Origin of the sequence: Paraflavitalea speifideaquila, from assembly GCF_032395985.1 — a bacterium.
Lineage (GTDB): Bacteria > Bacteroidota > Bacteroidia > Chitinophagales > Chitinophagaceae > Paraflavitalea > Paraflavitalea speifideaquila.
In genome coordinates this window covers 7,753,415-7,779,095 of sequence record NZ_CP135920.1, presented here as the reverse complement: position 1 = coordinate 7,779,095, position 25,681 = coordinate 7,753,415, and the positions used below count along the sequence as shown (strand labels likewise).

At 45.4% G+C, this 25,681-nt stretch carries 33 protein-coding genes; 17 read left to right on the top strand and 16 right to left on the bottom strand.

Annotated elements, in window-relative coordinates; all coding sequences use genetic code 11:
* The first annotated feature begins 18 nt into the window (after window positions 1–18).
* Window positions 19–1,467, top strand: coding sequence for an Ig-like domain-containing protein (locus tag RS881_RS53290; RefSeq protein WP_315818245.1), 1,449 nt, complete (start codon window positions 19–21; stop codon window positions 1,465–1,467).
* A 405-nt stretch (window positions 1,468–1,872) separates the two neighbouring features.
* On the opposite strand, the gene RS881_RS53285 is transcribed toward RS881_RS53290, so the two are convergent.
* The 9 genes from RS881_RS53285 to RS881_RS53245 all read right to left on the bottom strand — a co-directional run bounded on the left by RS881_RS53285 (window position 1,873) and on the right by RS881_RS53245 (window position 6,761).
* Window positions 1,873–2,169: a winged helix-turn-helix domain-containing protein gene (locus RS881_RS53285; protein WP_315818244.1), complete on the bottom strand. Its 297-nt coding sequence runs from the start codon at window positions 2,167–2,169 to the stop codon at window positions 1,873–1,875.
* Entirely contained in the window at window positions 2,169–2,456 is a 288-nt protein-coding gene (locus tag RS881_RS53280) for a hypothetical protein (protein WP_315818243.1), read from the bottom strand. Before RS881_RS53280 ends, RS881_RS53285 begins: the two co-directional genes overlap by 1 nt.
* The gene (locus tag RS881_RS53275; protein WP_315818242.1) at window positions 2,450–2,728 is read right to left on the bottom strand and encodes a hypothetical protein; all 279 of its coding nucleotides are present in this window, start codon (window positions 2,726–2,728) and stop codon (window positions 2,450–2,452) included. The genes RS881_RS53280 and RS881_RS53275 overlap by 7 nt, the downstream gene beginning before the upstream one ends.
* 303 nt (window positions 2,729–3,031) lie before the next feature.
* Window positions 3,032–3,379: a hypothetical protein gene (locus RS881_RS53270; RefSeq protein ID WP_315818241.1), complete on the bottom strand. Its 348-nt coding sequence runs from the start codon at window positions 3,377–3,379 to the stop codon at window positions 3,032–3,034.
* Window positions 3,380–3,552: 173 nt separating this feature from the next.
* Window positions 3,553–3,768, bottom strand: a complete 216-nt coding sequence (locus tag RS881_RS53265) for a hypothetical protein (RefSeq protein ID WP_315818240.1) — start codon at window positions 3,766–3,768, stop codon at window positions 3,553–3,555.
* Window positions 3,765–3,962, bottom strand: coding sequence for a hypothetical protein (locus RS881_RS53260; protein ID WP_315818239.1), 198 nt, complete (start codon window positions 3,960–3,962; stop codon window positions 3,765–3,767). The genes RS881_RS53265 and RS881_RS53260 overlap by 4 nt, the downstream gene beginning before the upstream one ends.
* Before the next feature lie 196 nt (window positions 3,963–4,158).
* Window positions 4,159–4,452, bottom strand: coding sequence for a 2TM domain-containing protein (locus RS881_RS53255; RefSeq protein ID WP_315818238.1), 294 nt, complete (start codon window positions 4,450–4,452; stop codon window positions 4,159–4,161).
* A 39-nt stretch (window positions 4,453–4,491) separates the two neighbouring features.
* Window positions 4,492–6,156 (bottom strand): TonB-dependent receptor plug domain-containing protein, encoded by a 1,665-nt coding sequence (locus RS881_RS53250; protein WP_315818237.1) that lies wholly within the window; start codon window positions 6,154–6,156, stop codon window positions 4,492–4,494.
* Window positions 6,039–6,761, bottom strand: coding sequence for a carboxypeptidase-like regulatory domain-containing protein (locus RS881_RS53245; protein WP_315818236.1), 723 nt, complete (start codon window positions 6,759–6,761; stop codon window positions 6,039–6,041). The genes RS881_RS53250 and RS881_RS53245 overlap by 118 nt, the downstream gene beginning before the upstream one ends.
* A gap of 655 nt (window positions 6,762–7,416) precedes the next feature.
* On the opposite strand from RS881_RS53245, the gene RS881_RS53240 reads away from it, so the two are divergent.
* The 9 genes from RS881_RS53240 to RS881_RS53200 all read left to right on the top strand — a co-directional run bounded on the left by RS881_RS53240 (window position 7,417) and on the right by RS881_RS53200 (window position 15,649).
* A complete protein-coding gene (locus RS881_RS53240; protein WP_315818235.1) occupies window positions 7,417–7,614 on the top strand; it encodes a hypothetical protein in 198 nt (65 codons plus the stop codon).
* Between the two features lie 2 nt (window positions 7,615–7,616).
* Entirely contained in the window at window positions 7,617–8,273 is a 657-nt protein-coding gene (locus RS881_RS53235; RefSeq protein ID WP_315818234.1) for a M14 family zinc carboxypeptidase, read from the top strand.
* Window positions 8,264–9,283 (top strand): M14 family zinc carboxypeptidase, encoded by a 1,020-nt coding sequence (locus RS881_RS53230; RefSeq protein WP_315818233.1) that lies wholly within the window; start codon window positions 8,264–8,266, stop codon window positions 9,281–9,283. The genes RS881_RS53235 and RS881_RS53230 overlap by 10 nt, the downstream gene beginning before the upstream one ends.
* A complete protein-coding gene (locus RS881_RS53225; RefSeq protein ID WP_315824913.1) occupies window positions 9,208–11,460 on the top strand; it encodes a T9SS type A sorting domain-containing protein in 2,253 nt (750 codons plus the stop codon). The genes RS881_RS53230 and RS881_RS53225 overlap by 76 nt, the downstream gene beginning before the upstream one ends.
* A gap of 8 nt (window positions 11,461–11,468) precedes the next feature.
* Window positions 11,469–12,542 (top strand): T9SS type A sorting domain-containing protein, encoded by a 1,074-nt coding sequence (locus RS881_RS53220; protein WP_315818232.1) that lies wholly within the window; start codon window positions 11,469–11,471, stop codon window positions 12,540–12,542.
* 666 nt (window positions 12,543–13,208) lie between these two features.
* Complete coding sequence (locus RS881_RS53215) at window positions 13,209–13,478, top strand: DUF4870 domain-containing protein (RefSeq protein ID WP_315818231.1); 270 nt, start codon at window positions 13,209–13,211, stop codon at window positions 13,476–13,478.
* Between the two features lie 190 nt (window positions 13,479–13,668).
* Entirely contained in the window at window positions 13,669–13,857 is a 189-nt protein-coding gene (locus tag RS881_RS53210) for a hypothetical protein (RefSeq protein ID WP_315818230.1), read from the top strand.
* Window positions 13,858–14,363: 506 nt separating this feature from the next.
* Complete coding sequence (locus RS881_RS53205; protein WP_315818229.1) at window positions 14,364–15,050, top strand: serine hydrolase domain-containing protein; 687 nt, start codon at window positions 14,364–14,366, stop codon at window positions 15,048–15,050.
* The gene (locus RS881_RS53200) at window positions 15,026–15,649 is read left to right on the top strand and encodes a serine hydrolase domain-containing protein (RefSeq protein WP_350340353.1); all 624 of its coding nucleotides are present in this window, start codon (window positions 15,026–15,028) and stop codon (window positions 15,647–15,649) included. Before RS881_RS53205 ends, RS881_RS53200 begins: the two co-directional genes overlap by 25 nt.
* 149 nt (window positions 15,650–15,798) lie before the next feature.
* Here RS881_RS53200 and RS881_RS53195 read toward each other — a convergent pair whose 3' ends face one another.
* The 5 genes from RS881_RS53195 to RS881_RS53175 form a co-directional block, all read right to left on the bottom strand.
* Window positions 15,799–16,368, bottom strand: a complete 570-nt coding sequence (locus RS881_RS53195) for a PIN domain-containing protein (RefSeq protein ID WP_315818227.1) — start codon at window positions 16,366–16,368, stop codon at window positions 15,799–15,801.
* Between the two features lie 106 nt (window positions 16,369–16,474).
* Window positions 16,475–16,825 (bottom strand): hypothetical protein, encoded by a 351-nt coding sequence (locus tag RS881_RS53190; RefSeq protein WP_315818226.1) that lies wholly within the window; start codon window positions 16,823–16,825, stop codon window positions 16,475–16,477.
* A 165-nt stretch (window positions 16,826–16,990) separates the two neighbouring features.
* The gene (locus RS881_RS53185) at window positions 16,991–17,860 is read right to left on the bottom strand and encodes an ATP-grasp domain-containing protein (RefSeq protein ID WP_315818225.1); all 870 of its coding nucleotides are present in this window, start codon (window positions 17,858–17,860) and stop codon (window positions 16,991–16,993) included.
* A 47-nt stretch (window positions 17,861–17,907) separates the two neighbouring features.
* Window positions 17,908–18,528, bottom strand: a complete 621-nt coding sequence (locus RS881_RS53180) for a DMT family transporter (protein WP_315818224.1) — start codon at window positions 18,526–18,528, stop codon at window positions 17,908–17,910.
* A gap of 130 nt (window positions 18,529–18,658) precedes the next feature.
* Entirely contained in the window at window positions 18,659–18,796 is a 138-nt protein-coding gene (locus RS881_RS53175) for a hypothetical protein (protein ID WP_315818223.1), read from the bottom strand.
* A 95-nt stretch (window positions 18,797–18,891) separates the two neighbouring features.
* On the opposite strand from RS881_RS53175, the gene RS881_RS53170 reads away from it, so the two are divergent.
* The 3 genes from RS881_RS53170 to RS881_RS53160 are packed head-to-tail and all read left to right on the top strand — an operon-like array spanning window position 18,892 to window position 20,304.
* Window positions 18,892–19,275 carry a GntR family transcriptional regulator gene (locus RS881_RS53170; protein WP_315818222.1) on the top strand — a complete coding sequence of 128 codons (384 nt, stop codon included), beginning with the start codon at window positions 18,892–18,894 and terminating at the stop codon, window positions 19,273–19,275.
* Window positions 19,276–19,285: 10 nt separating this feature from the next.
* Window positions 19,286–19,582: a hypothetical protein gene (locus RS881_RS53165; protein ID WP_315818221.1), complete on the top strand. Its 297-nt coding sequence runs from the start codon at window positions 19,286–19,288 to the stop codon at window positions 19,580–19,582.
* Between the two features lie 20 nt (window positions 19,583–19,602).
* A complete protein-coding gene (locus tag RS881_RS53160; protein WP_315818220.1) occupies window positions 19,603–20,304 on the top strand; it encodes an aminotransferase-like domain-containing protein in 702 nt (233 codons plus the stop codon).
* 588 nt (window positions 20,305–20,892) lie between these two features.
* On the opposite strand, the gene RS881_RS53155 is transcribed toward RS881_RS53160, so the two are convergent.
* Together RS881_RS53155 and RS881_RS53150 are read right to left on the bottom strand one after the other, a co-directional pair.
* Window positions 20,893–21,225 carry an Lcl C-terminal domain-containing protein gene (locus tag RS881_RS53155; RefSeq protein WP_315818219.1) on the bottom strand — a complete coding sequence of 111 codons (333 nt, stop codon included), beginning with the start codon at window positions 21,223–21,225 and terminating at the stop codon, window positions 20,893–20,895.
* Window positions 21,195–22,823 (bottom strand): hypothetical protein, encoded by a 1,629-nt coding sequence (locus RS881_RS53150; protein WP_315818218.1) that lies wholly within the window; start codon window positions 22,821–22,823, stop codon window positions 21,195–21,197. Before RS881_RS53150 ends, RS881_RS53155 begins: the two co-directional genes overlap by 31 nt.
* Window positions 22,824–23,006: 183 nt before the next feature.
* On the opposite strand from RS881_RS53150, the gene RS881_RS53145 reads away from it, so the two are divergent.
* The 4 genes from RS881_RS53145 to RS881_RS53130 all read left to right on the top strand — a co-directional run bounded on the left by RS881_RS53145 (window position 23,007) and on the right by RS881_RS53130 (window position 25,681).
* On the top strand, window positions 23,007–23,375 hold the full coding sequence (locus RS881_RS53145; RefSeq protein WP_315818217.1) for a hypothetical protein: 369 nt from the start codon (window positions 23,007–23,009) through the stop codon (window positions 23,373–23,375).
* Window positions 23,376–23,473: 98 nt separating this feature from the next.
* A complete protein-coding gene (locus tag RS881_RS53140; protein WP_315818216.1) occupies window positions 23,474–23,779 on the top strand; it encodes a hypothetical protein in 306 nt (101 codons plus the stop codon).
* Between the two features lie 372 nt (window positions 23,780–24,151).
* Window positions 24,152–24,691 carry an RluA family pseudouridine synthase gene (locus tag RS881_RS53135; protein ID WP_315818215.1) on the top strand — a complete coding sequence of 180 codons (540 nt, stop codon included), beginning with the start codon at window positions 24,152–24,154 and terminating at the stop codon, window positions 24,689–24,691.
* 114 nt (window positions 24,692–24,805) lie between these two features.
* Window positions 24,806–25,681 (top strand): alpha/beta fold hydrolase, encoded by an 876-nt coding sequence (locus RS881_RS53130; protein ID WP_315818214.1) that lies wholly within the window; start codon window positions 24,806–24,808, stop codon window positions 25,679–25,681.

Sequence of the window (25,681 nt, the reverse complement as noted above, 5' to 3'; positions counted from 1 at the left end):
ACTCTGAAACTTACATCAATGAAACGGAATTTTACACTCCTTGTATCCGCATGGGTACTCCTTCTCTCTTTTGGGGCACAAGCTCAGGTTAATGAAAAATTCAACTCGCGTCCGGGTATCACACTGAACCAGGTAAAGGGTCATCTGCTTCAAAATTGCTGGGTTATCAACGGTTTCAATACGAATGATGGCTGGACGCCCGGTATTGAAGGTGATGGCGCAATGGTTTCTTCTTCTACCAGCGCTCCTACTTTGAGCAATATAGGTATCTATACTCAGGTATTGGATATACCCGGTGAAGTAACGGTTTCTTTCCGTTATAAATTAGAAACGGCTTTGCCTGCTGGCGCAACACGTTGGATCAAGATCTATTTAACAACACCCGACCTGATCAATGCAGGTCCGGCTATGCATACTATTACGCTCAACAGCAGCACTGCTGCTGGTACGGAATTTACTTTTAGTCAAAAATTTTCTCCTGTTGGTTCAGGTCCATACCGGGTTTTCCTAAATTATGGCGGTTCTAACAGTAATACAAGACTTGGCATAGACAGCCTGGTAATTGATGCCCCGCTTTATTATCCTACTGGTTGTAATTCAGCACCCGTTGCAGTTGAAGATAACTACATGGGTGCTGATAACCGCACTTACAGTGGTGATGTAACTACGAATGACAGTGATCCTGAGCATGAGTCTTTTGATGCTTATTTAACTGAACAATCGCCGAATGGTACGGTGGCACTGAATACGGATGGTACTTTCACCTTTACTCCCCATGCAGGCTGGGCTGGTAATAAAACAACCTTTAAGTACAAGATCTGCGACTTTGGTTATTTCCCTCTGTGTTCAGAAGATGTAACGGTAACAATCAATTTTGCTCCCTCCAGCACTTTACCTGTGAGCCTGGTTGACTTTAAAGGTTTGTACAAAGATGAAGGTAATGTAGAACTGAGCTGGGTTACTAATTTTGAGCAAAACAGTGATCGTTTTGAAATTGAAAGGAGCCTGGATGGATTGAAATGGGAAGTAGCAGGTACGATTAAAACGGGCGCTAATTCAAATACGAAGAAAACGTACGATTTTATTGATAAGGTAGGCCGTAATACGGTGAATAAAAAGGATATCTACTACCGTCTGAAACAGGTTGACCTTGATGGACGCGCCAGCCGCAGTAAGATATTGATCGTACGGGTGTACAACACACGTTCGCTGAAGATGGTAAGTGTGAGCCCCAACCCTGCGAAGAATGATATTGCAGTGAATGTGCAATTGAATGAAGATTCTTATATCGTGATGAAGGTATTGAATTCAAATGGCGCTGAAGTACTGCGTAAATCGGCCAAAGCAGGTGCTGGTTCTAACAGTTACCTCATGGATGGCAGCAGCAACCTGAAACCCGGTATGTATGTTTTGGAAGTAACTATCAACAGCAAAGAACGTATGATCGTTAAGCTGATCAAAGAATAATTGGTTAGGTTTCAACAGAGGTAAGAAAGCATCCCCCTGTCCGGATACGGATTTGGGGGACTTTTTTAGCGCAGATTTAAGGATTTAAAGGATTTCGCAGATATATCAAAATATGATTGCCTTTGTCGTAGCTTATTCTTTTTTTTGGGTAGAGGGTTGGGAAGGGAGCAGGCTTCGAGCTGTGAGCTATGAGCTGCGAGCGAAAAGCAGGTTGGAGGGTTGGAAGGGGTGAAGAGTTGAATGGTGAGAGCAAGTTGCTAAGTTGAAGGGGTGATAGGTTGGAAAATTGATAGGGGGCTAGTTGAAAAGTTGACTTGTTAACAAGGGCAGAGTGAAAAGATTGACGAATGCGAAGCGAACGATTGCCGACTGCCGATTGCCGAAAGCGAAGCGAAAGATTGCCTATCACGCCTTATTTACGCCAAGGTAAGACTGGAGGTTCTTTACATATTCTTCAAAAGCCTTCACACCAAGGGGAGTTATTTTGCAGGTAGTTTGTGGATAGTTGTCTTTAAATTGTTTGATCACTTCAATATAACCGGCTTCTTTCAATTTATTGATCTGCACGCTCAGGTTGCCGGCTGTAGCATTGGTTTTTTCCTTGATAAAGGTAAACTCTGCTTCTTTCACGCTTATCAGGAGTGAAACAACAGCCAGCCGGAGCTGGGAGTGTAGTATAGGATCTAATTCTTTGAATTCCATTAGGCAATGATTCTTTCGGATGACTGCATCTTTTTCCTGAACTCAGCTCTCAACATATAACCTGGAATGAGGTATCCCACCAATACGGCCAGTGCAGAGATCATCATATCATATTTAAAATCTTTGACCCAAAAAATAGCTAAAGCTGCGGCCCAATTTACCCAGGCGCCAACGATCAATGGTTTAAAGCGGATAGCGCTTCCATGAATGAACATCCAGAAAGCATATAAGACATAGAAATAGCCAAATGAAAAAGAACTGTTGCTCATATAGATGGCCGCTACCATAGCAAACAGGCTGATAAAAAGCCGTTCTCAATTTTATTCAGCAGTTCCTGTACATAGGTTTGTACTTTCTCCTGTTTTTGCTTGCGGAGATGGCCCAGGGCATAAACGAGGAGGCCGATGGCCAGTATACTCAGCCATACCCAGCCAATATACTTTCCCAATTTGGCGTAGCTCAATGCAATAGAAGAAAGGGAGGCAGCAAACAATAGCCATCCCCAGATAAGCCAGCCATCGCCTTTTTCGCGGTGTTCATCTTTGGCTACCTGTATCATTTGGCGGATCAGCAGGAGGCTTTCTTCTCCGGACAGTTTTTTTCTTCCATAATTTATGCATTTTCTTTTTCGTACTTCTTCTTCAACCTATAACCTGGTATAACCCAGGCAACCATCACTCCCAATGATAACAAGAGTAATTGATAATCGTAAGGGATAAAGCTGGCAATAATGGAAAGTAACCAGCAGCAGATGCCTCCAATTACCAGGGGCCGCGCCTTTAGGATAATTCCTGATAAAAGGTGGGCATGCCATAGAGGGCCAGGAAACCAGGGTTCATGAAGGTATAATATCGTTCACCCATTATTTGTCCAAAAGAAAGGCAAAGAGGAACATGAGTACTACAAAAGCGATCCACACATAACCCAGGATATCATCTGTGTAGGTGCGTACTTTGGCATATTTCTTCCGGCGATTGAGGTAGTAGATCTGGTAAATAACGACCACCCAGGTAATCAACCAAACCATGTAATGGTGTGAGTAATGGGCAAAATGGAGCAAAATGAACTGAGCAATGCTGCAACCGAATATCGTCCACCCCCAGAGTAAATACAAGTGGCCATTCTCGCTAAAGCGGTTCCTGGCCTTGTTGATCATGGTTTGGATCAATTCAAGACCCTGCACCTGTGAAAATTCTGATTCATTTTCCATACAACTGATAATTGTGGTTATTAACCAAGGGCCAAATATAAAGTTGTCCACGGCAAATCTGCTGAAGACAGGCCGTGGACAATGCACATGATATTCACTATTTTAACTGGCCCAGGAAATACAGCACCTGCGATTTACCCCATTGAGGATCGATATCGGAGGCTGGCTTAGTTTCATATTTTTAATAGACTGTTCAAACAAAGCCTTGGCTTCTGTTTTACTGCCTCCATACTGCTCGGGGTATAAAATTTATCCTGTCCTTCCAGGAGGTACACCCTTGGATTTTCGGGATTGAGTGATTTGGCTTTTTGTAATGCTTCTGTGGCTTGTGGTCCGTAGGTCATGTAACGGTTCATGGGGTCGGCCATCATACGCAGGGTAGCGATCATTTTTTTACACAATAGATCTCTGAATTGTCTTTGCTCAAGGCTTCTGCTTTGTTGAGCATTTCTTCTGCCTTACTGGCCAGGGGATCTACTTTATCGGCGCCTGCGGTGCCACCTGTTGCAGCGCCTTCCATATAACCTGTCATTACAAAGCCAAGTGCTGCATAATAATAAGGCTGCCACTGGTTTTTCGGCATCAGCGATCCGTTGAAAAGTATTGGCCATATCTGTCCAGGCCTGTCCTGTATGCAGGGAGTCGATCGTAGCTACATTGGCTTGCATGGCCTTTGTATATTTTTCACTTTGTGCAGTGGCGGCTACCACTAAAAAGAAAAGAGATGTTGAAACCAGGAGTTTTTTCATATTGCTGTTTTTTTGTATAGTGATTGTTGATTACTGTTTTCTGTTTCGTAATAATTTTTCATACTCTCTTTCGGCGCTGTTCTCTTTATGGTATACATAAGCGCCCAGGAAATGAAATACCAAACCAATGCCCCATCCCATCATGGGCCATATAGGCCAGGGATAACCATAGTTGCCATAGTAACCCTGGTAGTCGGCCTGCCCGGTGAAGAACCATATTACCCAAAAAAAGGTATTGAACAGGAGGTAGGCTGCCAGGTGATATTTAAAGCTGGCGCGCCTTTTGGCAATTTCCCATAAGTGGGGATCTTTTTCATTTTGCATAGATGATAGGTTTATTAGTTGGAAATAGCATGACGGTGGTTATAAATTGCTATTGATCACATCATCTGTTCTGTCTATCCCAAAGCTCAGGAAGCAACCCAGGAAGAAAAAGCGTTTAGCGGTTGGTACAATAGGCTCCTTCCTCAGGCCGTTGGCCGAATAGTTATACCCAAATACCTGGTTGTTGCCAATCACATTGTTCACCGAAAATACCCATACGACAAACTGTTTGGCCCCCTGTTTGCCAATATTGGGCAGGTAGTTTACGCTGAAGCTCATGCTATGGTAGGGGATGGTTTTTCCTTGCTCGGCAATGGTGAATTTGGCAGTGCCATTGTCATACCGGATATTGTAATAAGGCCGGCCTGAAGCAAATGTATAAGAGCCATTGAACTGTGTTTTAAGTTTGGTGACAAACTTTTTGACGATCAGGCTGGCTGTATGGTTGGCCGCGAAATTGGGCTGAATAGCATAAGGGTAATTGAGGTAATCCCTCTTGGTATCCAGGTAGGAATAGGAGATCCAATAATCGACATTCTTAAATGTTTTACGGTCTCTCCAGAAAAGCTCAATCCCTTTGGCATGTCCAAAACCGCCATTACCGGCACTATCAATGACCTTGCTGGCACTGGAGGCAAAGGTTTTGGTAAGCTCATTGTATTTCTTGTAAAAGGCTTCAACACGCAGGGTATAATCCCTGCTTACTTTTTGTACGTTGGCAATATAATGGGTGGCCTTGGTATAGGCCAGGTCGTTGAACATATAATTGCGCATGTAATAATCCTTCTCGGGCTTTTGATAGAATACTCCATAGGCGAGTGATGCCTGTGTTTTAGCGCCTAGTTTGTAGGCAAGTGATACACGGGGCACAATATTGGCTTTGTCTAGCAGTGAGGAGTGTTCTACCCGGCCACCCACTTTGGCGGCCAGGTCGTTGGTGATATAAATATCTGTTTCAGCAAATGCTGCTTTAAAATGATCATCTGTACGGGCTATGTTTTTGGGAACAAACTGATTGGTGAAATCATTGCGGTCTTTAAAATAGAGGTATTCTCCACCAAAGCGAACAGCGCTAAGGCCTGGTAACTTTCTTTCCAATACAGCTTTTATTTGTGCCAAACTGCCAATTGACTTCACCTGGAAGCTTTTGGATCCATAGGGATCATCATCTATTTGCTGGGGTACATTGAATTGGTTCTGTAATTCATTATTGATCTTGTCCGTATTGTCACTGTAGGAAGCACCCAAATTCAGGCGCCAGTTTTTGCTTAGTTTTTCGCGCCAGGAGAGATTGCCATATACATTAAAGTTGGTAAGGCGGAAAGCATTTTTAAGGTCGAGGGAGTCTATGTCCGACCTACGTACACCCAACTGGCTGTAATTGAAATAGCCATAGAATTTGAGCATACCTGTTTTGGAAGTTTTAACCCGGAAGTTGAACTCTCCATTGTGAAATTCGGGTGTATGGAAATTGTCGACGCGTTGTTTGATCAAGGCAAAGTATGCCACCAGGTTGGTGTAGTTGTAACTAATGCCCCAACTGGCATTTTTCTTTTTCGATAATTGCTGGTATCCTGCACTAAGGCCTACAGTAGAAATGCCCAGGCTGGCGGAAGACTGGTCGGGCAGGTCAACGGACTCCAGGATGAGGGCAGAAGACAATGCCTGGCCATACAAGGCGGAATAGCCGCCAGAGCTGAACACGGTTCCTTTAAAAATAAAAGGAGAAAAACGGCCCCGCTGCGCAATATCTGGTACGCTGCTAAAAAGAAATTGTTTACCAGGGTACCATCAATAAATACCTTGGTTTCCTGGGCTGTACCGCCCCGTACAAACAAACCTTCGCTTTCTCCTACCTGCTGGGCGCCCGGCAAAGTTTTGATGGCACTGGTAATATCGGCATTGGCGCTGGCAGTTGTTACAATATCTATGGGATTTAGTACTGTGGTGCGTTTGGTATCGCTGGCTTCAAACGTGCCGGCTGTAATGACTACAGCGGTCAATTCATTGGGTTCTTCTTTTAACTGTATATCTATGGTAAGGCTGGCGCCGGACAGGGTGATCTTTTGTTCGTACAATTTGAAACCAATAGAGGTGACCAGTAAGGTCTGGTCACCCTTTTCGGTGGTCTTGAACCGGTATGTACCGGTAGAATCGGATGTGCCTCCATCGTAGGAGTCTTTAATGGCTATACTGGCGCCGTTTATCAGGCGACCTTTGGCATCCTTCACTTTCCCGGTAATGGTGGTTTGGGCCGAACCAGCGATCCAGGTAAGTGCCAGCAGGATGAGGGGAATCAATTTTAACATGGTTAGCGGTTGTTTGTATACCAAAGCTAAAGTAGTTTATAAAATAAACCAAATAATATTATAAAGTAACCAGACAAGCACCAGCCAGAATACCCATTTGCCCTAGTGATCAGAAATTCAACTGCTTGCAAAAGAAGGTAATAAGAAAAAGGTGGGTTGATTGCCTGGTTCCCCGTGCTTGTTTATCCCCGGAAATTTCCGCATAGTGTTTTTACGTTGCAAGAGAATTTTTTTATCTACTCTTGTATTAACCCTCTTTCGTAGAAAAACCTCTTACCGTGACCCCGGTATGAGAGGTGACCATCAGTTTTTATTTACCCTGAGCGCAGGCATGTATGTCTATGCCTGATAACCCCCGCTGACTAGCCAACAGGCTACCATTAATAATCAATTAATCCCAGTACAAAATCTGTACTATGAAACACGTTTACCCATTATTCAACAAGCGCGCGCATACTCTATTGTGCCGCAACGGTCATTCGGTACTCTTCTGTCATCCGCCTTTTTACCGGCGTTGCTGATGTTTTAATAACCAGGAATACTCTTGCGGCCTATTTTTCAGCCGGCCGAAGTGACTATATATAGTTGCCTGGAACCCCTATTGCCCACCCCGGGTAACAGTACAGCCTCACTGCTATCCGAAATTTCTAAGCCTATGAACCCGATCCGATATTTAATTGCTTTGCCCCTGATCAGTTTATCAACTGCCTTAACTGCACAGACCACGTATAGCCGGGTGCGACTTACCATTCCCGGTGAAGGATTGGCCTGGTTACAGGAGCAAGGGGTGGAGTTTGACCATGGAGAATTGAATAAAGAAGAAAAACATTTACTACTACGCTTGACCAAATAGGATTGGCGAACCTGCAAAAAACAGGTGTGCGCTACTCGGTATTGATAGCTGATGAAGTAGCGCATTTTGCCAGGTATGCCAGGAGGGAGAATTTTTATAAGCAGCGGGATGGGATCATGCTTAATGGAAAGCTGCAATTTGAAAACCCCTGTGGTTCGCACTATGCCAATATCGCAGTACCTGCGGGATTCATTCCTGGTTCTTATGCCGGGTATTATACTTTCCAGGAAATGCAAAGCCGGATCGACTCGCTGGTGAATCATTATCCTTCACTTGTTCAAAAGATCGTGTTGCCTACTACGACGCTGGAAGGCAGGCCTTTGATCGTTGTTAAGATATCGGATAATGTTTCAACAGATGAAGGCGAACCGGAAGCATTTTATTCGGGGCTGCACCATGCCCGGGAAGGGATGAGTATGATGAACCTGTTTTTCTTCATGCAATACCTGGTAGAGCACTATGCCACGGATAACCGCATTAAGGAATTGGTCGATAGCCGGGAACTATATTTTATGCCCTGTGTAAACCCGGATGGTTACCGTTATAATGAAACCAGCCAATCTTCTGGTGGGGGGATGTGGCGCAAGAACCGGCGGGTGAATGGAGGTGGTCAGTATGGGGTAGACCTTAACCGGAATTACAATGTGGATTGGGGGTAACGGGTGCGGGTATCAGTACGTCGCATAATCCAGGTAATGATGCTTATGTAGGGCCCAATGAATTTTCGGAAAGGGAAACGCAAGCCATCAGGGATTTTTCCGAAACGAGGCATTTTACGATTGCTATTGACCACCATGGTTATGGCAATTATTATGTAACGCCTTATGGAAGGCCTGCCAATCATGGTTTTACTCCGGCGGATGTTTCTTTTTATACGTATGCGTCGGCCTTGATGGCGCGTTACAACGGTTATTTTGCCGGTGATGGCATGGCCACGGTAGGTTATTATGCAGTAGGCAACTCGCGCGATTGGCATATTACGGGTGATATAGGCGCTGGCACGAAACAAAAAACGTATGGCTATACGGTTGAAGTAGGCTCAGGTGATGTAGGATTTGGCTTTTGGCCTGATCCTATAAACATTATCCCCATTGCCAAGAGTATGTTCTTTGCCAATATGCAAATGGCGTATATGGCTGGCTCGTATTTTGAGTTGCAGGATATGAATACGGTAGCTGTGAACAGCACCACGGGGAATTTTGGTTTTAGTTTGCGTCGCATAGGACTTACGAATGGGCCGGCAACTGTTTCCATCCTTCCATTGGAAAATATACAATCGGTTGGTGGGCCGGTTGTGGTAAATAGTTTGCCTGCTTATTTCGATTCGGTACAACGCAATATTACTTATACGCTGCCGGCGAGTCTGGCGGCGGGTTCCAGGATCCGTTTTGTATACCGCATCAGTTCGGGCGGGATAAACCTGCTCGATACTATTAGCAAGATCTACCAGCCTATACAGGTAGTGAATGATAATATGGAGTGGACTACAAGTGCGAACTGGACCTTCAGTGGATCGTGGGGAAGTAGCACTGCCTCGGCTTACCAGGGAGCAGATCGCTCAGTGAATCGCCTTCGGGCAATTATGGCTCAAGTATTGCCAGTACGGCTACCTATAATAATACCATTGATCTTTCCAATGCTACAGCGGCTTATTTATCTTTTTGGGTAAGGCACCGGGCGGAGAACAGTTATGACAAATTGCAAGTGCAGGTATCAACGGGCGGCGGGTTTCTGCCGGTATGTGGCACCAATACGGTAGCTGAAAATGTGGGCACGCTGGGCAGCCAACCAGCCTTAACGGGTATGCGCGAAGCCTGGACCCGGGAAGTGATGGACCTGCGCAATTACCTGGGCAATGCGGCGGTGAGCTTCCGTTTTCGATTTACCTCCAACGGTTCTAACAACGAAGACGGATTTTACATTGATAATATAGAGGTGGTCAAATCGACGCTGGAACTGCTGCCTGTACAATTTATCAGCATTGCAGCAGTAGGTTCATTGCAGGGAGCGCTGATTAGCTGGGAAGCCACTATTGACAATAATCATGACCATTTTGAAATAGAACGATCGGTAGATGGAGTGCATTTCGCCACGTTGGGTAGGGTGGGCAAAGAGGTTGCCAACCGGTTTATAGATGCTGCACCGGAACAGATCAATTATTACCGGGTAAGGGCAGTTGACCAACAAGGCAAATCTGTGTACAGCCGGATGGTGAGTTTGGAAATACGTACTTCCCAAAACATCGTCATTTATCCCAATCCTGTTGACAGGACGCTGTATGTAAGGCTTAACCTACAAGTGCCGGCAAAAATATTGGTCACCATTACTGATATGGCAGGCCGGGTGCAATACCAGCAGCCAGTTAATGCTGGGAAAGGGATTACACAAAAACAGGTGGATGTGGGAGCATGGCCGTCACAGGTATACCTGGTTAAAACGAGCAACCTGCAAACGGGTGTCATAACTGTATTCAAAATGATAAAAGATAATTTCAAAACACCCTGTTCCCGGTACGGGAGCAGGGCTATGCTTGATTTCTATTTTAACTGCAAATCCATTCCAATGAAAACGAGATCTACTATCCTAATTGTATTGATACTGCTGTTGCTGCTGTGGGGCATGGCTGGGGAAACGCTGGCCCAGGGTATCGAATTGAGTAAATCGGTTGCCAATATTACGACCAGCAGTAATGGTACCAGTGCCGTAGAAGGCGATGTGCTGGAATATACCATCATTGTGAAAAACATGACGGGAGCGAATCTTACGGCATCTACTTTGTATGATAATATTCCTGCCGGTAGCGCCTATATAGCAGGCACCACTCTATTGAATGGTGGAGGTGTAGCGGATGTAAGCGGTAGAATGCCTTATGCCAATACGGGCGGCCTTATTAAATCACCGCCGGCTAGTACGGGTGTATTGATCCCTGGTGTGGTTGCCACGGTCAAGTTCAGGGTAAGGATCACGGCCAATGGGGGTAATGTGTCGAATTTTGCCATGCTGGAATGTAATAGTCAGGGTACCACCCTGGCGCAAAGTTCCAATACGGTATTTACCAACCTGACGCCCGATCCGATGTGTTCTATTGTGTATCAATCAACCGCTGAAACTACCAATGGGATACCGCAGAGTCCTTCCAACAAACCTTACCGTTATATAAAAACAGTCAATACGACCAATGGTACGGCAGGCCCCATGATCTATGACGGGGCCAATGGTCCATGCTTCAATGCGGTGGATGGGACCCCTTTGCCCAATGGTAGTGTATTGACCTACGCTTCGGCACTGGCCTATGATAAAAAATCGAACCGGATCTATTTTGTAAACAATTATAGCAATATAGCGCAAGACCTAAGTTATATTGACCTGAATGCTTCGCCGGTTTGTGCCCGGCAGTTTGTGGGCTTTCCGCTGGAAACGAATCTTACGAATGGATGGAATATTAACCGGATGTCTTTTTGTTCGGATGGATTTGGTTATGCTGTTACTCAAAATGGGCGCGACCTGATCCGTTTTTCCATTAATGGGGTAACGGGCAATCCTGATATTGTGCGACTGGGGGCATTGATCAATGATGTGAATAATGGCGCTAATAATATCCTTGCCGAGAGTGGGGGTGATATTTTTGGTGATGGATCGGGTAATCTTTACCTGATTGCCAATTCCAGTAACCTGTATAAGATCAACCCCAACACGCGGGTGTCTACATTTTTAGGCGGTGTAAATCCATTTCCGGGTACTTCCAATTCGATGGCGGTTGATCCGGCCGGTAATGTATACATCGGCGGCGCCTACCGCAATGTGTTTAATGTAAACCTGGCTACGATGGGGGTGTTTCGATTGTAACGGATTCATTGACCAATGTATGGACGAATGGTGATTATACCAGTTGCGGGTTCCCGGTATTGGCGCCGGCCCTGATTGCTAATAAGACCTACCGAAATATTAATGGCCGTCCGGAAGTAGTGGGTGGTGATACGGTAGAATACGTTATTGAAGTAATGAATACGGGTAACCTCAATGCGGCAGGTGTAAAACTGTATGATGGTATACCTGCTTCCACGAATTATATTCCCGGATCAACGAAACTAAATGGGGTTACAATACCAGATGTCAGTGGCGCCATGCCTTACTCCATTGCTGGCGGCCGATTGATCAATACCCTGGGACAGCCTAATGGTATTATCAGACCGGGGATGGCGTATAAGGTGGTTATGACCTTCCGGGTTAAAACGAATCCGAGCACTTATGTATGTAACCAATCGAAGGTGACGTTGTTTGATATGAATGGCAACACGATTTTTATCAATACGAATGATCCTACCCAGGTTGGTGGCGGCTTGCATCCTACCTGTTTTTATGCGTATGGTGTATTGGCAGCCAACACGCTTAGCTTTAAAGCCAGCCTGGTTGATGAAAAGTCGATCCTGCAATGGAATGTGAAAGATGAACACAATATCAACTATTATGAGGTAGAGTATTCAACGGATGGCACCCATTTTACAGCACTGGGCAGGGTCAACAGCAAAGGCAATAATGCAGGAACCAATACGTACCAGTTTACGGATGAGAGCAATATGGTTGCACTTAGCCGGTATTACCGACTGAAGATAGTGGGGGCAGGTGGTGGTTATACCTATTCCACGATATTGAAACTAAGTCTTAAAAACCTGCAAGTGGCACGTATTATGCCCAACCCATTTGATAAAGTGATCAACATACAGCTTTTCCTGAAACGTGCAGAAAAAGTCAATATGCGGCTGGTTGATATGTATGGACGTGTGGTATACCAAAGTGCGGAGGCACTCAGCAAAGGAACACATGCCTTAAGCATCCAGGTGCCGGACCGGCTTAGTGCAGGTACTTATGTACTGGAACTGATGGCAGGTGCAGATGACCTTTATCAGCAGAAATTATTGAAGCGGTAATGAGGAATAGTCAATAGTGAATGGTATGCTTTGGGGGCACAAGTACGCCAACTCCCGATGAAGGTGAGCGGCTCTACAGCGCTGCACGGGCCAGACTGCAGAGCGACCCACCTTTAAGATGCAGCTTGCGCGAGGTAAGTGCCCTGACAGGCAGGGCGGCTTTTCTGTTCTTTTGCTTAAGGCGGGACCAGGCCGGATCGCTCCGCGCGGCCTGGCGAACCAGCTCCTCCTCTTGTGTAACTTTGATTACTTACAATTGACAACTTTTGCCTGGCAGCTTGGGAGCAAGTACACCAATTGCTCCGCATCCCGTGAAATAAAATACTACAGGTAAGGAAAGTCTTATCGTTTAAGGCTTCAAGGCCGTCTCTGTACCAGGGGCGGTCTTTTTGTTATTGAACAGGGCCTGCCGGGCAGGCGTACCCGGGCGAAGCCCCGTTTTTATTGTATAATAAAATTATTTTATGTAATAGCGGGGATTATCAGTATCTTAATAGTACTATTCGGGGTGTAATAAAATAGCCGGAATAGAGACATATTCTATATACTTAAAACAACAATTATGAATCAGCCAAGTAATTCATTTCTGGGTTCGGAAGAGCAACCACTTTCTACGCCAACGCCGGATGAAAAACGCTGGCGATATTAAGCCATGTTCTATGTTTTGTGGTTGCGTTCATTGCGCCACTGGTTATTTACCTGGTCAAGAAAGACGAGTCGAAGTTTGTGGCGGAACATGCCAAAGAATCATTGAACTTCCAGATCAGTCTTTTTATTTATGGTATTATTTGTGCTATTTTAATATTTGTCATCATTGGCATTTTTCTGATATGGGCCCTGGGTATTTTTGCCACCGTGCTCATTATTGTGGCTACTATACGGGCCAGTGAAGGGAAGTTATACCGTTATCCCTTCTGCATCCGGTTGATCAAATAACCAGGTGGTTATGGGTAGAAAATAAAGCAGGATACGATCACTACTGTATAAAAGGGCGCTCAAGGTATTGAGATGCCCTTTTTTATTGGCATGGCTGAAATAGAAGGGATTATAAAAAAACCTGGCGTAAGGGTTATTCTTGTTTCCCGTGTTATAGTAAATAGTTTATTCCACTTAAAATACTACTTATATGCGGCTAACACCGGTAACTGTTTATGCGATGATTGTCATGGCGCTGTGCGCCTGCGAACGGGAGAACAGGATTGCAGCCATGCAGCAGGAGACCCGTGAAAAATTGATGGGATACTGGAAGCTGGAGAAAAACGGGTGGAAATCTTTGATCCCTTTCCCACGCTGCAATCAGAAACGGTTTATATAGGTACTGCTGAAGACTTTTTACATTTTAAAGCAAATGATAGTGTCAGTACCGGTGAAGCCGGGAGGCCGGTAAAAGAGCAGAAAGCCTCAATTAATGTAACCTCGTTATTTATTCCACCCAACGAACACAATTGGTTCATTGATTCACTTAAAAGCAACCGGCTGATATTGTCGTGCCTTGTGCGCAATGATGATACGACTAACAAAACCCGCCGCGAAACACTTTATTTTAAAAAGTAGCTGGCAGTTATAGTAGCTGAAAATTGTCTTGGCTGACTTGCGTATAAAGAAAGGCATCTCCTGGTAACGACCATAGGAGATGCCTTCTTAGATCTATGGAACCCTGTACAACTTATCAATCCCTGGGAGAAGTGTGTACTGTAGCTGTCAGTAGGGCATCAGGATAAGAAAAAAATAAATATCCGGTTAATGGCACTTTGTTGTATTTTAGGTTTCCACTTCAACCACCCCATTTACACCTTCCATTACATTATTTAACGCTACGCAATGAAAAGAAATCTCTTTCTTTCAGGGTGCCTTCGCGCACCTGGTAAACAATTTGTACTGACGGTACTGCTTGTTCTGGTAGCAGTGATTGGGAGAGGTCAGAAAAGCTACGGTACCCTTTTAACGAAATACCTGGAAGCGCAAGCTGCTATTAACCATTTTAGCGGTGTAGTACTGGTATCGAACAAAGGAACTGTAGTAGTTGAAAAAGCATATGGATTGGCCAACAGGGAATGGAATATGGCCAATACTCTACAAACTAAGTTTAGGATCGGCTCCATCACCAAGCAGTTTACCGCCGCTGCTATTATGCAGTTGTACGAATCGGGTAAGTTAAAAATTGAAGATAAATTGAGTAGGTACTTTCCTGCTTTTCCCAAAGGTGATAGTGTTACCATTCAAATGTTGCTAAACCATACCTCCGGAATAAATAGTAATACAGCTATACCCCGCCCTGCATCCTTGTCCAAACTTCCTTATGATAAAGCGGCTGTCATAGCCTTATTTAGAAATGAGGCTTATGAGTTTCCGCCCGGTACAAAATACAAATACAATAATTCAGGGTATTTTTTGTTGGGGTGCATTATTGAAATAGTAAGTGGTGACACCTACGCTAATTATATAGTAAACAATCTGGTAAAAAAGCGGGACTTAAAAATACGCTGGTCAATCAACTCGATTCTGTAGTTAATAACAAAGCAGCCGGCTACATACTGACGGCAACCGGATGGCATAATGCCGAATACTTATTCACGGGATTTCCATTTAGCGCAGGTGATATCATTTCAACGGCCAGGGACCTGTTCCAATGGAATAAGGCCTTGTTTGGCGGGAAAATTATTACTGCTCAATCGTTCAATCGAATGACTACGGTATCCATGGGCAATTACGGATATGGTTTGATTATGGATTCTATTTACGGGCAACAGATAATCGGGCACAGCGGTACGATGTATGGCTTTTTAAGTTATGATTTTGTGGTGCCATCCATGGATACGCATGTTATTATACTTTCCAATATGAATGCCAATGTAGAAGGAATATCCTTTGCCATAAACGGTATCCTTTTCGATCAGGAAGTAATTCCACCCTATCGTCATCAGGAGATCCACCTGGATGTAAAAGACCTGGAACCATTTGTTGGCAAATACAAGACCGATATAGGCGAGTTTGAGCTGGTTGTCAAAGATCAAAAATTATACCGGCGAACGAGGGGTGGTGAAATGGAATTGAAGGCAGAGTCGAAGTATAAATTCTTTTTGCTGATGGAAGCGACCGGCAGTTGAATTTTATAATGGATAAGGATAAAGGTATCCGGAAAGCGCAGATAATCAGGAATGGGGTTGTAAAGGAGATCTTTAGAATTAAATAACTGTATGGTCTGTTTGGGCTTTTAATTTTAAGCCTTTGTTTCTCATAAAACTTGTTGTTCTGATTATTCAGTTATTTGAGCCAGTAATTTAACCGAGTTGGACATGCCGCATCTTTCCAACGAGGCGAGCACATCCTTACGACTAAGAGGTGGGTTTTTAAGCCTGGAAACCATTGTTTCGAAAGTAAGGAGAGCTGTGACAAAATCAGCCTTGATCAAATCCCTTACAAAATCGTCCGGATGTCTAATTTGTACACCATGGGTAGCTACATATTTTCGGGGGAAATCTTTTGTATTTGCTGTTACAATATGAGTTGCCCTTGCTTTAATAGCCGCTGCCAAGACATGTCTATCGTCAGGATCAGGAAGTTTAAGATTATTTATGATTTCTGAATATCGGGTCACTTCTGCATCCGGAAAGGCGATATTCATTGCCTTAACTGTTCGACCGATTGCTTGTTCAGTAATGTCCGGTCTATTGGCTAACAGATTACGTGTCCATTCTTCCTGAATTGTTTTTGTCCATCTGGGTTGAAATAATTTTGCATCGGCAAAGTTTAACAATATATCTCGTACAGGAGCAGGATAGAGAACATTTGCGTCCAGTACAGCAATCGTCTTAATTAATGTCATAGCTCGTACCCTAGATTTAGGTCCTGTGCCTGTTTGGCAAGAAAGTTTAAATTCTTTTCACGGATGGCTTTTTGTTTTCGTTCATAAACCTGAAGATCTTTTAAATCTATCCGTCTATGTGTACCAACTTTTTTAAAGGGGATCTTACCTTGTTCCAAAAGCTTAACCAAAAAGGACGGGATACTCCTAGTATATCGGCTGCTTCCTGCGTACTAAGTTCTGCTTCAACAGGTGAAACCTGTACGGCTTTGCCTTCTGCCATATTTCCGAGTAAAAATTTAAGGAGTTGGATTACATTGGCTGGAACCTCAAGCGACTCTTCTTTTTCTTTGGAGTGAAAAGAAAGATAGACATGGGAAGTGGATTTCTTTGTGTCTGAAATCTTCTCCAGTTCGTGCATCGTTTCTTTAGCAAACTTTTGTTCGGCTTTAGTGGGTTTCTCAAGTACTGTTTTCATGATAAAATATTAGTGCAAAGGTATTCATAATAATCGAAATAAACGAAATAGACGAAATGGTCATCAATTCATGACTTATCTTGGAGGAAATCCTGCTATACAACAGTAAGGGGCGTCCTGTTAAGGCGCCACTTACTGTTGATAGTAAAAGCTTTAGCAGAGATCTTATGAAATATGTTTCAGCAAAGCGCTGTAGTAGTTCTCCAACAGGTCATTGTTGCCATTAAAGAATAAGTAGGGGTCAATTACTTCCAACTCCATCAATTGGAAGGCGCCATTGCTTACCACCCCATCTACGCGTGCGTAGAGTGTTTGAAAAGGCAACATCGCTACATATTTACCCGCCTGCTCAATGTGTACCGGATTGGGTGTTGGGAAGCTGAAACTACCACCATGATAATGCTGCACCCTAAAATCGCCTTGCTTGGGTGTTTTTAATACAGCATGGCTATACGTTCCATTAAAGAACATAAAGGACCATTCGCCGCCTTTTATTTCTTCCATAAAAGGTTGCACCAGATAAGCTTCTGTTTCCAACAGCTTGTTTACAACTTGTGACTGACCGGCGAAATGCGCTTTGTCAATGATCAGGGTATTTTTGGCGCCGGCACTTACACAGGGCTTTACCACGAGCTTGTCTGTATTAAACAGTTCAAAGTAGCGATCACTAAAAGTATCCCCCTTTTCAATAAATTCGGATTGGATGATGGGCAGGCCGTTGTTGGCAATCGCTTGCAGGTAATGTTTGTCGCTATTCCATTTAATCAGGTCGACGGGATTTAATACTTTAATTGACAAGTTGCTGATCCTATCCAGCCAGCCGGTAAATGCTGCCAGGTTTTCGTGGTAATCCCAGGGTGATTTGATGATAACGACATCAAAGTTTTTCCAATCCACTTTTTCATCATTCCATACAGCAGCCGTTATATCCAACGCTTTACTGGTGAGAAAAACCAACAGATCTGTGTATTCATCATTCGTAACGCCTCCCGTGTATTGTTCCTGTACCTGATAACCTGTGTATGCAATTTTCATATTGATCAATTTTAATCGTAAGGAATGCCAGTCTATAAGTCTGTTTATTATTTAGCAAATTTCTTTGAGCCAGCTACGCATAGAATAACACCCACTGTAATTCCCAACATGCCGATACTCACTTTTTCATGGAGTAAGGTAGCTGCCAATGCCAATCCGAAAAATGGTTGTAGCAATTGTAACTGTCCTACTGATGCAATGCCGCCTTGTGCCAGTCCACGGTACCAGAAGATGAAGGCAATGAACATACTGAACAGTGATACATAGGTCAAGCCAATCCAGGCGCCCGTATTCACGTTGGCAAAAGATGCTGGCAGGTAAAGGAGGCTCAGGGGCAACATTACGGGTAAAGACAATACGAGGGCCCAGGATATGACCTGCCAGCCACCCAATGTTTTTGATAGCCTGGCGCCTTCGGCATAACCCAGCCCGCATAGTATGATGGCTCCCAGCATCAGGATATCGCCCAGTGGCGATGCCGTGATGCCCTGGAACACTGCATAACCAATCACCAGGAGGCTACCCAGTATGGAGAATAGCCAAAACAAGGGACGGGGCCGTTCGCCACCGCGCAATACACCGAACAAAGCAGTAGCCAATGGCAACAACCCTATAAATATGATGGAATGGGCTGAGGTAACATATTGCAAGGCCAATGCACTCAACAAGGGAAGCCTACGACTACCCCAAGCGCTACGATTGCTAAAGGGATCAATTGTTGTTTGGCCGGGCGTTTTTCTTTGAAGAGAAGCAGGATACAAAGGGCAATCAACCCTGCAATGGTGGCACGTGTAGCGGTTAAAAAAGCGGTGAAAAACCGGCAATGGCTACCCTGGTAGCGGGCAGTGAACCACTGAACATGGCCACACCAATAAAACCATTCAACCAACCACTCGAATTGCTTCCTATTGATCTATTATTATCTGCTGCTTGCATAATTTCCTCCCGTTTACAGGCAAAATTAAATACCTATAATGGATAAATACAGTCACAGTTTTGATTATTTAGATGGACACAGTTAGTTTTGTAATATGGGTAAGGAATATAAATATGCTGAGATAGTGGGCGGTATTGCCCTCCAGATCAAAAATGGAACCTTAAAAGCCGGCGACCGGCTGCCATCTGTTAGAATGTTGTGCGAGGAGCATGGCATTGGTATGAATACGGCCAAACGGGTATACCTGGAATTGGAAGCGCAATCGCTTGTTGAAGCGAAACCGCAGTCGGGGTATTTTGTGAGTCAGCTATGCTACCTGAAACTGCCGCTTCCGGAAGTGAGCCGTCCTTCACTGATTGCGAATAATAAGGAGCCGAATGAGTTGATCACTAAAGTATATTCCAATATGGGGCGTAGTGACCTGACGCTTTTTCGATCGGTGCGCCTACTGGCAATCTATTGCCGCTGGCCAAACTAAAAAGGAGATTGTGCAAGCTACACGTGCGCTGAGGGAAGGGGGAACGGAATATGAGCTGCTGCAGGGCAATGTAAAGCTGCGGAGAATGGTAGCAGTGCGATCGTTGGGGTGGGGTGGGAAATTGCAGGAGAGTGACCTGATCACCACCAATGGGGGCATGCATGCTTTATCGTTTTGCCTGATGGCTTTGGGAAAGCCAGGCGATACCATTGCACTGGAAAGTCCCTGTTATCCAGGCATTTTACAACTGGCTTTGAGTTTGGGATTTAAGGTATTGGAATTGCCGACGCACCCCTTACGGGAATAGAGATTGAGGCCTTAAAGAAGGTGATTGGCAAAATAGATATCTGCCTGCTGGTGCCCAATTTCAATACGCCCCTGGGTTATTGTATGCCTGATGAACATAAGCAAGAAGTGGTAAAGCTTTTAACAAAACATGGTATTCCGCTTATTGAAGATGATGTATATGGTGATCTTTATTTTGGCGCCCAACGGCCGCAATGCTGTAAAACCTTTGACCAGGAAGGAAATGTTTTGTGGGTTGGTTCGGTTTCTAAAACGCTGGCGCCCGGTTACCGGGTAGGGTGGATAGCGCCTGGTCAATACAAAGAGAAGCTGCTGAAGTTGAAACTGGTGCATGCTATTTCTTCTACGACTATTATACAAGAAGCGGTGGGCAATTTTCTGCAAACTGGCCGGTATGACAAACACCTGCAACAACTACGGCGTACGTTGCAAGCCAATTACCAACACTATGTACAGGCAATAGCGGATTATTTTCCGGAAGGCACCAAAACGAGCCGGCCACAGGGTGGCCTGGCGCTTTGGGTTGAATGTAGTAAGTCTATTGATACGGCCGAACTCTATGACCGGGCGATGCGGCAACATATTAGCATTGGCCCCGGGCGTATGTTTACCCTGCAGCCCCAATTTGAAAACTGTATGCGGCTTGCTATGGGCATACCGTGGTCGGAAGACATACAACGAAAACTGAAAGTGTTGGGTGGCCTGGCTAAACAACTGCGGTGATCGGCAGTCGGCAGTCGTGAATGGGCAATCTTTTGCTTTGAGGTGTAAGTGCACCTGGACGCTGGGCTGGGCTTCATACCTGAACCAGTAGTTCTTTTAGTTGATAAGGGGTAACCCCGTGGCTTTTCTTCTGTTCTTTTGCCTTGATGCAAAAGAACCAAAAATCAAGTCTGGCCCGATCCCTCCGGGCGGCCAGACGGGCTAACTCCTCCCCCTGTGTAGCTTTGATTACTTACTATTGGCACCTGTAAGTTTGAATGATTGGTAGTCATAGCGGTAGTGTACTGCTCAAAAATTTTCCCTATCCATTAATACCTGTTTTTTTCCTGAATCAATGATGTGGCATTGTACAACCTGCTCTTTCCTGAACAGGAAGGCAATGCTATTGTCCTTACAGCAAAACGATTGTAGGGAAGCCGATGGATGAATCCATTTGATTGCCTAAAGGCTCTTTAGGAAGATGATATTCCTATGTCCACACTTTTTAACCTAACTCCTACTCCATACAAAGGGGGCATGTCTTGTAGCAGACATGCCCCCTTTGTTATTATTTCCCTTGTGTGAGGAACTGACTGGTGAACTTACCAATTAGAAAGTCCTCACGGCCCGTACGCGGTATAATTGATCCCGCACAAAATAAATGGTGTATTGATTGTATTCGAAATTGAATGCTTTGGCATAATAAAAATGGCCGTTGATGCTGTATTCCTGGCATGACCAATACCAGGCGGGGGTAATATTGCCAATGCCTTTTTTGTACAGGCTATCATGCATCATTTGATAATCGCCCAGGTAGGGTAAGTACCAATCTGTATAACCCCCACCCCGGTAGTTGCGGCAAGCCGTGGCGGCATAATTGCCGGGGCCTTGTTTTTCGATGATACGCGTTGTCATATCTGTTGTTCCAAAGCCGATCTCCATAAAAACGCCATTGTACCATTGGATACCGGCATGCTGGTCTTCGGGTGCGCAAACCAAGCCATGTTCGCCCGTATAGTCGAGGTAGTAAATGATGCCACCTGCATGCATATCGCCAATGGCCAGTTTTTGGCGGTGGTAAAAGTTACCTGGTTGCCATAGGCGGTGCCCACGCTATTGGTGGCATAGGCCCGGGCGTAATAGGTGGTATTGGGTTGCAGGGCAGTTAAGCCAGCCTGGAAGGTGCCGGTATCCTTGCCATTGGTGGTCTTGTCGTTGGCAATGGTGGGTTGCTGGTTTTTGCTGTAGCAAATACCACGGCTGGTAACGGCGGCGCCGCCATCGTTGCTAACCGTGCCTCCTATACTGGCCGTGGTGGCTTTGATGAGGGTGGCTGCAGCGGTGGAAACGGTGGGCAGGGTATCCTGGCAGGTCCAATCGCCGCGGGCGATCTCTTTTTCGATGAGGTTGACCGACAAAGAGAGCCGTTGGGAGGCCCCTTCCCAGAACTTTTGTTCCAGCCCGCCTTCGATGCCCAGGCCAAACTTTAAAGAGTAGTTGGGCGAATTGGTTTGGGCCTGGAAGCTAAGGGTGGCGGGTATTTCAAAAAAGCCTTTTAATAAGGTATTGTTGTAAGGAGCAATTTCATAGATGGGTTTGAACAGGGTGAGGCTGGCATCCAGGCTGCCGTTGATGAAGAAATCTTTTTTGCAAAATGGTGATTGGTTCAGCGGATCCATGGTGGTATGGCTGATATTGGTCCATTGGCCATCCTGGTATTGGGCTCCTACGGTAACCCTTACTACGGGGCTTACCCGCAATTTCAGTTTGCCCGATGCGGTAAGCGGCAATACGGTGAGGTGTACTTTTTGCGTAAGCACCAGCGGAAAGGGAATAACGGCTATTGGGGTAATGATGGGGATGGTGACTGCGATGGTGGGCAACAGGATGGTTTTAAGTGTATCGACTTTTAGTAATGTAATGGCGGTGGATTTTGTATTGGTGATCTCCAGTCCACTTCCTTCGGTATTGATATCGGCCTGCAGCAGGATATGTTCCGGCTTCAGAGAGCCTTGCTTCTTTTTGTAGTTGATGGTTACCTTGGGTATATTGACCTTGATAACACCATTGAGGACAAGGCCGTCGAGTATTTCCTTATTGCTGATGGTGTAGGATATGGAAGAGCCTGTTCTTCCATAGGCTACCGAAAAACTATCCTGGTAGTTGATGTTGAAGGAAAGCTGCTCAAAGGCTTCGTTGAGGCCGGCAGGTTCGGTGAGGCAAACCAACTGTCCGGCGGATTCGGTTACCTGCGTCACTTTCCGGATAAAGCCGTATTGGTTGAGTGCAGAAGGCGGGGCCAGGAGGATGGAGCCGATGGCTGGTTTGGTGGTTAGTTTGGACAGGGTCAGTACTACCTGGGTTTCGGTAACCTGGGCAAGGGCTGTGGAATCGACCAGCAGGGCATTGCTGCGCAAGGTGTTGCTGGTGGTGTCGATGGGGGTAGGGTTGGGCGAATGGTTGTTCTTTTTACAGCCGGTGGTCAGGATGTAGTTGATGCTGATAAGCAGCAGGAAAGCAGCCAGTAATTTGGAATACATATGTATAAAGTTGTTTTTGCTGGAAACAATTGAATGGATCAATGACCTGAAAAGGATGAGGATGATGAACGGCGGGGTTGATAGGTATGGATGCGGGCTCAAGGTATTAGATTTTGGGAAGGGGTGGAAGAGGTAATTCACCCATTTTTATGATACATTTGCGCCCTAAACGAAATAAAGCACTTGAGTGAGCATAGCCGGAGCAGGATTTCCTATTTTATGGAGGAGGCGATAGAGGGGATTGCACTACCAGCGCGGTTTACTTTTCCATTTTATTATGAACCACACCCCTTAACAAAAATAGCAGCTGCTGCATTGCAGGATTACCTCGCCACCCAAACCCACCTGGACCATAATTTTGGATTGGATACTGATGCGGAGGGAATGGCTATCGGCAAAATGTTTGGTGTGCTGGTGGTGCAGGATACAGCAGGGAAACTGGGCTATTTATCAGCCTTCTCGGGTAAACTGGCCGGCTCGAATGATCATCCGGAATTTGTGCCGCCCGTTTTCGATATGTTGGTGGAGAACAGTTTTTTCTTCAGGGAATAGCGGTTATCAATGCTGTTAATAACCGTATAGAAGAGATAGTCTCAAACCCTAATTACCAGCAGCTACAACTGGACCTTGCAACCTATTCAGCCCAATCCTTGCAGGAAATAGCCCATTTCAGGAACCAATTAAAAAGCAATAAAGCGAACAGGAAGGAACTCCGTGAAAAGCAGCAGCATCACCTGCCTGCGCAGGAATATGGGGCACTGGAGGCAGACCTGATCAGGCAAAGCTTGTATGATAAGCACCAGCTGAATGTGCTGACCAACAAGTGGGCGCAGGTGCTTGAAGTGACGCGAACAGGCCTGGCTGCCTTTGAGGATGCTATTGACCTGTTGAAAAATGAACGCAAGGAAAGATCGGCGGCGCTGCAACAACAGCTTTTGAACAGTATGTATTTTTAAACAAAGACGGGAAAAGCAAAAGTTTACAGGATATCTTCAGTGTCACTGCTTTTGGCAAACCACCTGCGGCAGCGGGTGAATGTGCTACGCCCAAGTTGTTGCAATTTGCCTTTGGGAATGGTTATACACCGCTTGCGATGGCGGAGTTTTGGTGGGGCGCTGCACCGAAATCGGAGATCAGGAAGCATAAACAGTACTATCCGGCTTGTACGGGTAAGTGCAAACCCATTCTGACGCATATGCTGGAGGGGATGGCTATTGACGAAAGCCCTTTTTACGTGCACCGGAAGCGGGCAGTGATCTTGAGATTGTGTATGAAGATGAAAGTCTGGTTGTAGTGAATAAACCTGCCGGCTTACGATCTGTGCCGGGGTGGATATCCGGGAGAGTGTTTATACCAGGTTACAAGATGCCTGGGGTGATACGGAGCCGCTGATTGTGCACCGGCTGGATATGGATACTTCCGGGCTGTTGGTGGTGGCTAAAACACGGCAGGCGCACAAACATATCCAACGGCAATTTTTGCAGGGTACGGTGAGGAAACGCTATAGGGCCTTGCTTTCAAAAGTAATTGATCTGCCGGAAGGGGAGATCAACCTTCCGCTGAGTGCCGATGTATACAACCGGCCCAGGCAACTGGTGTGTTTTACCACCGGGAAGAAAAGTATTACGAAGTGGAAAGTGATCAAAAAATACCCCGCCATGACCAAGGTGGATCTTTGGCCGCTTACGGGAAGAACGCACCAGTTGCGTATGCACTCGGCGCATGAGCTGGGGCTTAATGCGCCCATTGTTGGTGACGATCTGTATGGTACGGTATCTACCAGGATGTACCTCCATGCGGCCCACCTGGAACTGAAGCATCCCCAAACGAACAAGAAGATCAGCTTTGAGGCTGTGGAAGGGTTTTGACCTGTTTGGTCGGTATTCCTCCCCTAAAATGTCGTTTTTACACCGTCTCCCATCATGCCGTGAGGTCTAGTTTTGTATGGTCAATCATATTCAAACCAACATTTAGACAGCCTCATGGAAAATTTACTCAAAACACGCAACCCGCTTAAAGCCCTGCTGCTCATTGCCATTATTGTATTGGGAGCCTTCCAATCAAACGGACAACAAATCAAACCTTCCAACAGTGGTTACGTACCTGTAAATGGGCTCAACGTTTATTACGAAGTATATGGCGAGGGCAGGCCTATCGTTTTGCTGCATGGTGCTTTTATGACGATTGATATGAACTGGGGACAATTGATCCCAGCGCTGTCAAAAACCAGGAAGGTAATTGCTATTGAATTGCAAGGACATGGGCACACGGCTTACTCGGATAGAAAATTAGCGCATGCTACTTTGGCCAGTGATGTAGCAGGGGTAATGGATTACCTGAAGGTTGACAGTGCCGATGTGGTGGGATATAGTTTTGGCGGCGCAATCGCTTACCAGTTTGCTATACAAAGCCCTCAACGGCTTAGGAAATTAGTGATCATTTCTGCTACTTATAAAAGTACTGGTTGGATGCCTGAAATAAACAATGCGTTTAAACACATGAAACCTGAACTGTTTGCAAACTCGCCTATGCAATCCGCTTACGATGCTGTGGCGCCTGATAAAACCAAATGGACCAAGTTTCTGGAACAGATGATTGCCACCGCTGGGGTGCCAGTCGACCTGGGCGATGCTAATATTTCTAAAATTACTGCGCCAGTATTGATCATAGCGGGTGATAATGATGGGCTGGATAAAATTGAGTTGATCAAAACCTATCAACTATTGGGAGGTGCTTTACATGCTGAATTTGGCGTCATGCCCAAATCGCAATTGGCCATTGTGCCTGCGCAAGACCATGTGAGTCTGATGATGCAGACTCAAACCATATTGGGCTACCTGAATGGGTTTTTAAAGTAA

Excerpts from the sequence above, each read along its gene's own strand:
- RS881_RS53290 (WP_315818245.1), top strand. The coding sequence starts at position 19 with ATGAAACGGAATTTTACACTCCTTGTATCCGCATGGGTACTCCTTCTC.
- RS881_RS53285 (WP_315818244.1), bottom strand. The coding sequence starts at position 2,169 with ATGGAATTCAAAGAATTAGATCCTATACTACACTCCCAGCTCCGGCTG.
- RS881_RS53280 (WP_315818243.1), bottom strand. The coding sequence starts at position 2,456 with ATGGTAGCGGCCATCTATATGAGCAACAGTTCTTTTTCATTTGGCTAT.
- RS881_RS53275 (WP_315818242.1), bottom strand. The coding sequence starts at position 2,728 with ATGATACAGGTAGCCAAAGATGAACACCGCGAAAAAGGCGATGGCTGG.
- RS881_RS53270 (WP_315818241.1), bottom strand. The coding sequence starts at position 3,379 with ATGGAAAATGAATCAGAATTTTCACAGGTGCAGGGTCTTGAATTGATC.
- RS881_RS53265 (WP_315818240.1), bottom strand. The coding sequence starts at position 3,768 with ATGATCGCTACCCTGCGTATGATGGCCGACCCCATGAACCGTTACATG.
- RS881_RS53260 (WP_315818239.1), bottom strand. The coding sequence starts at position 3,962 with ATGCCGAAAAACCAGTGGCAGCCTTATTATTATGCAGCACTTGGCTTT.
- RS881_RS53255 (WP_315818238.1), bottom strand. The coding sequence starts at position 4,452 with ATGCAAAATGAAAAAGATCCCCACTTATGGGAAATTGCCAAAAGGCGC.
- RS881_RS53245 (WP_315818236.1), bottom strand. The coding sequence starts at position 6,761 with ATGTTAAAATTGATTCCCCTCATCCTGCTGGCACTTACCTGGATCGCT.
- RS881_RS53240 (WP_315818235.1), top strand. The coding sequence starts at position 7,417 with ATGAACCCGATCCGATATTTAATTGCTTTGCCCCTGATCAGTTTATCA.
- RS881_RS53210 (WP_315818230.1), top strand. The coding sequence starts at position 13,669 with ATGCGGCTAACACCGGTAACTGTTTATGCGATGATTGTCATGGCGCTG.
- RS881_RS53205 (WP_315818229.1), top strand. The coding sequence starts at position 14,364 with ATGAAAAGAAATCTCTTTCTTTCAGGGTGCCTTCGCGCACCTGGTAAA.
- RS881_RS53195 (WP_315818227.1), bottom strand. The coding sequence starts at position 16,368 with ATGACATTAATTAAGACGATTGCTGTACTGGACGCAAATGTTCTCTAT.
- RS881_RS53190 (WP_315818226.1), bottom strand. The coding sequence starts at position 16,825 with ATGAAAACAGTACTTGAGAAACCCACTAAAGCCGAACAAAAGTTTGCT.
- RS881_RS53185 (WP_315818225.1), bottom strand. The coding sequence starts at position 17,860 with ATGAAAATTGCATACACAGGTTATCAGGTACAGGAACAATACACGGGA.
- RS881_RS53175 (WP_315818223.1), bottom strand. The coding sequence starts at position 18,796 with ATGCAAGCAGCAGATAATAATAGATCAATAGGAAGCAATTCGAGTGGT.
- RS881_RS53170 (WP_315818222.1), top strand. The coding sequence starts at position 18,892 with ATGGGTAAGGAATATAAATATGCTGAGATAGTGGGCGGTATTGCCCTC.
- RS881_RS53155 (WP_315818219.1), bottom strand. The coding sequence starts at position 21,225 with ATGGAGATCGGCTTTGGAACAACAGATATGACAACGCGTATCATCGAA.
- RS881_RS53150 (WP_315818218.1), bottom strand. The coding sequence starts at position 22,823 with ATGTATTCCAAATTACTGGCTGCTTTCCTGCTGCTTATCAGCATCAAC.
- RS881_RS53130 (WP_315818214.1), top strand. The coding sequence starts at position 24,806 with ATGGAAAATTTACTCAAAACACGCAACCCGCTTAAAGCCCTGCTGCTC.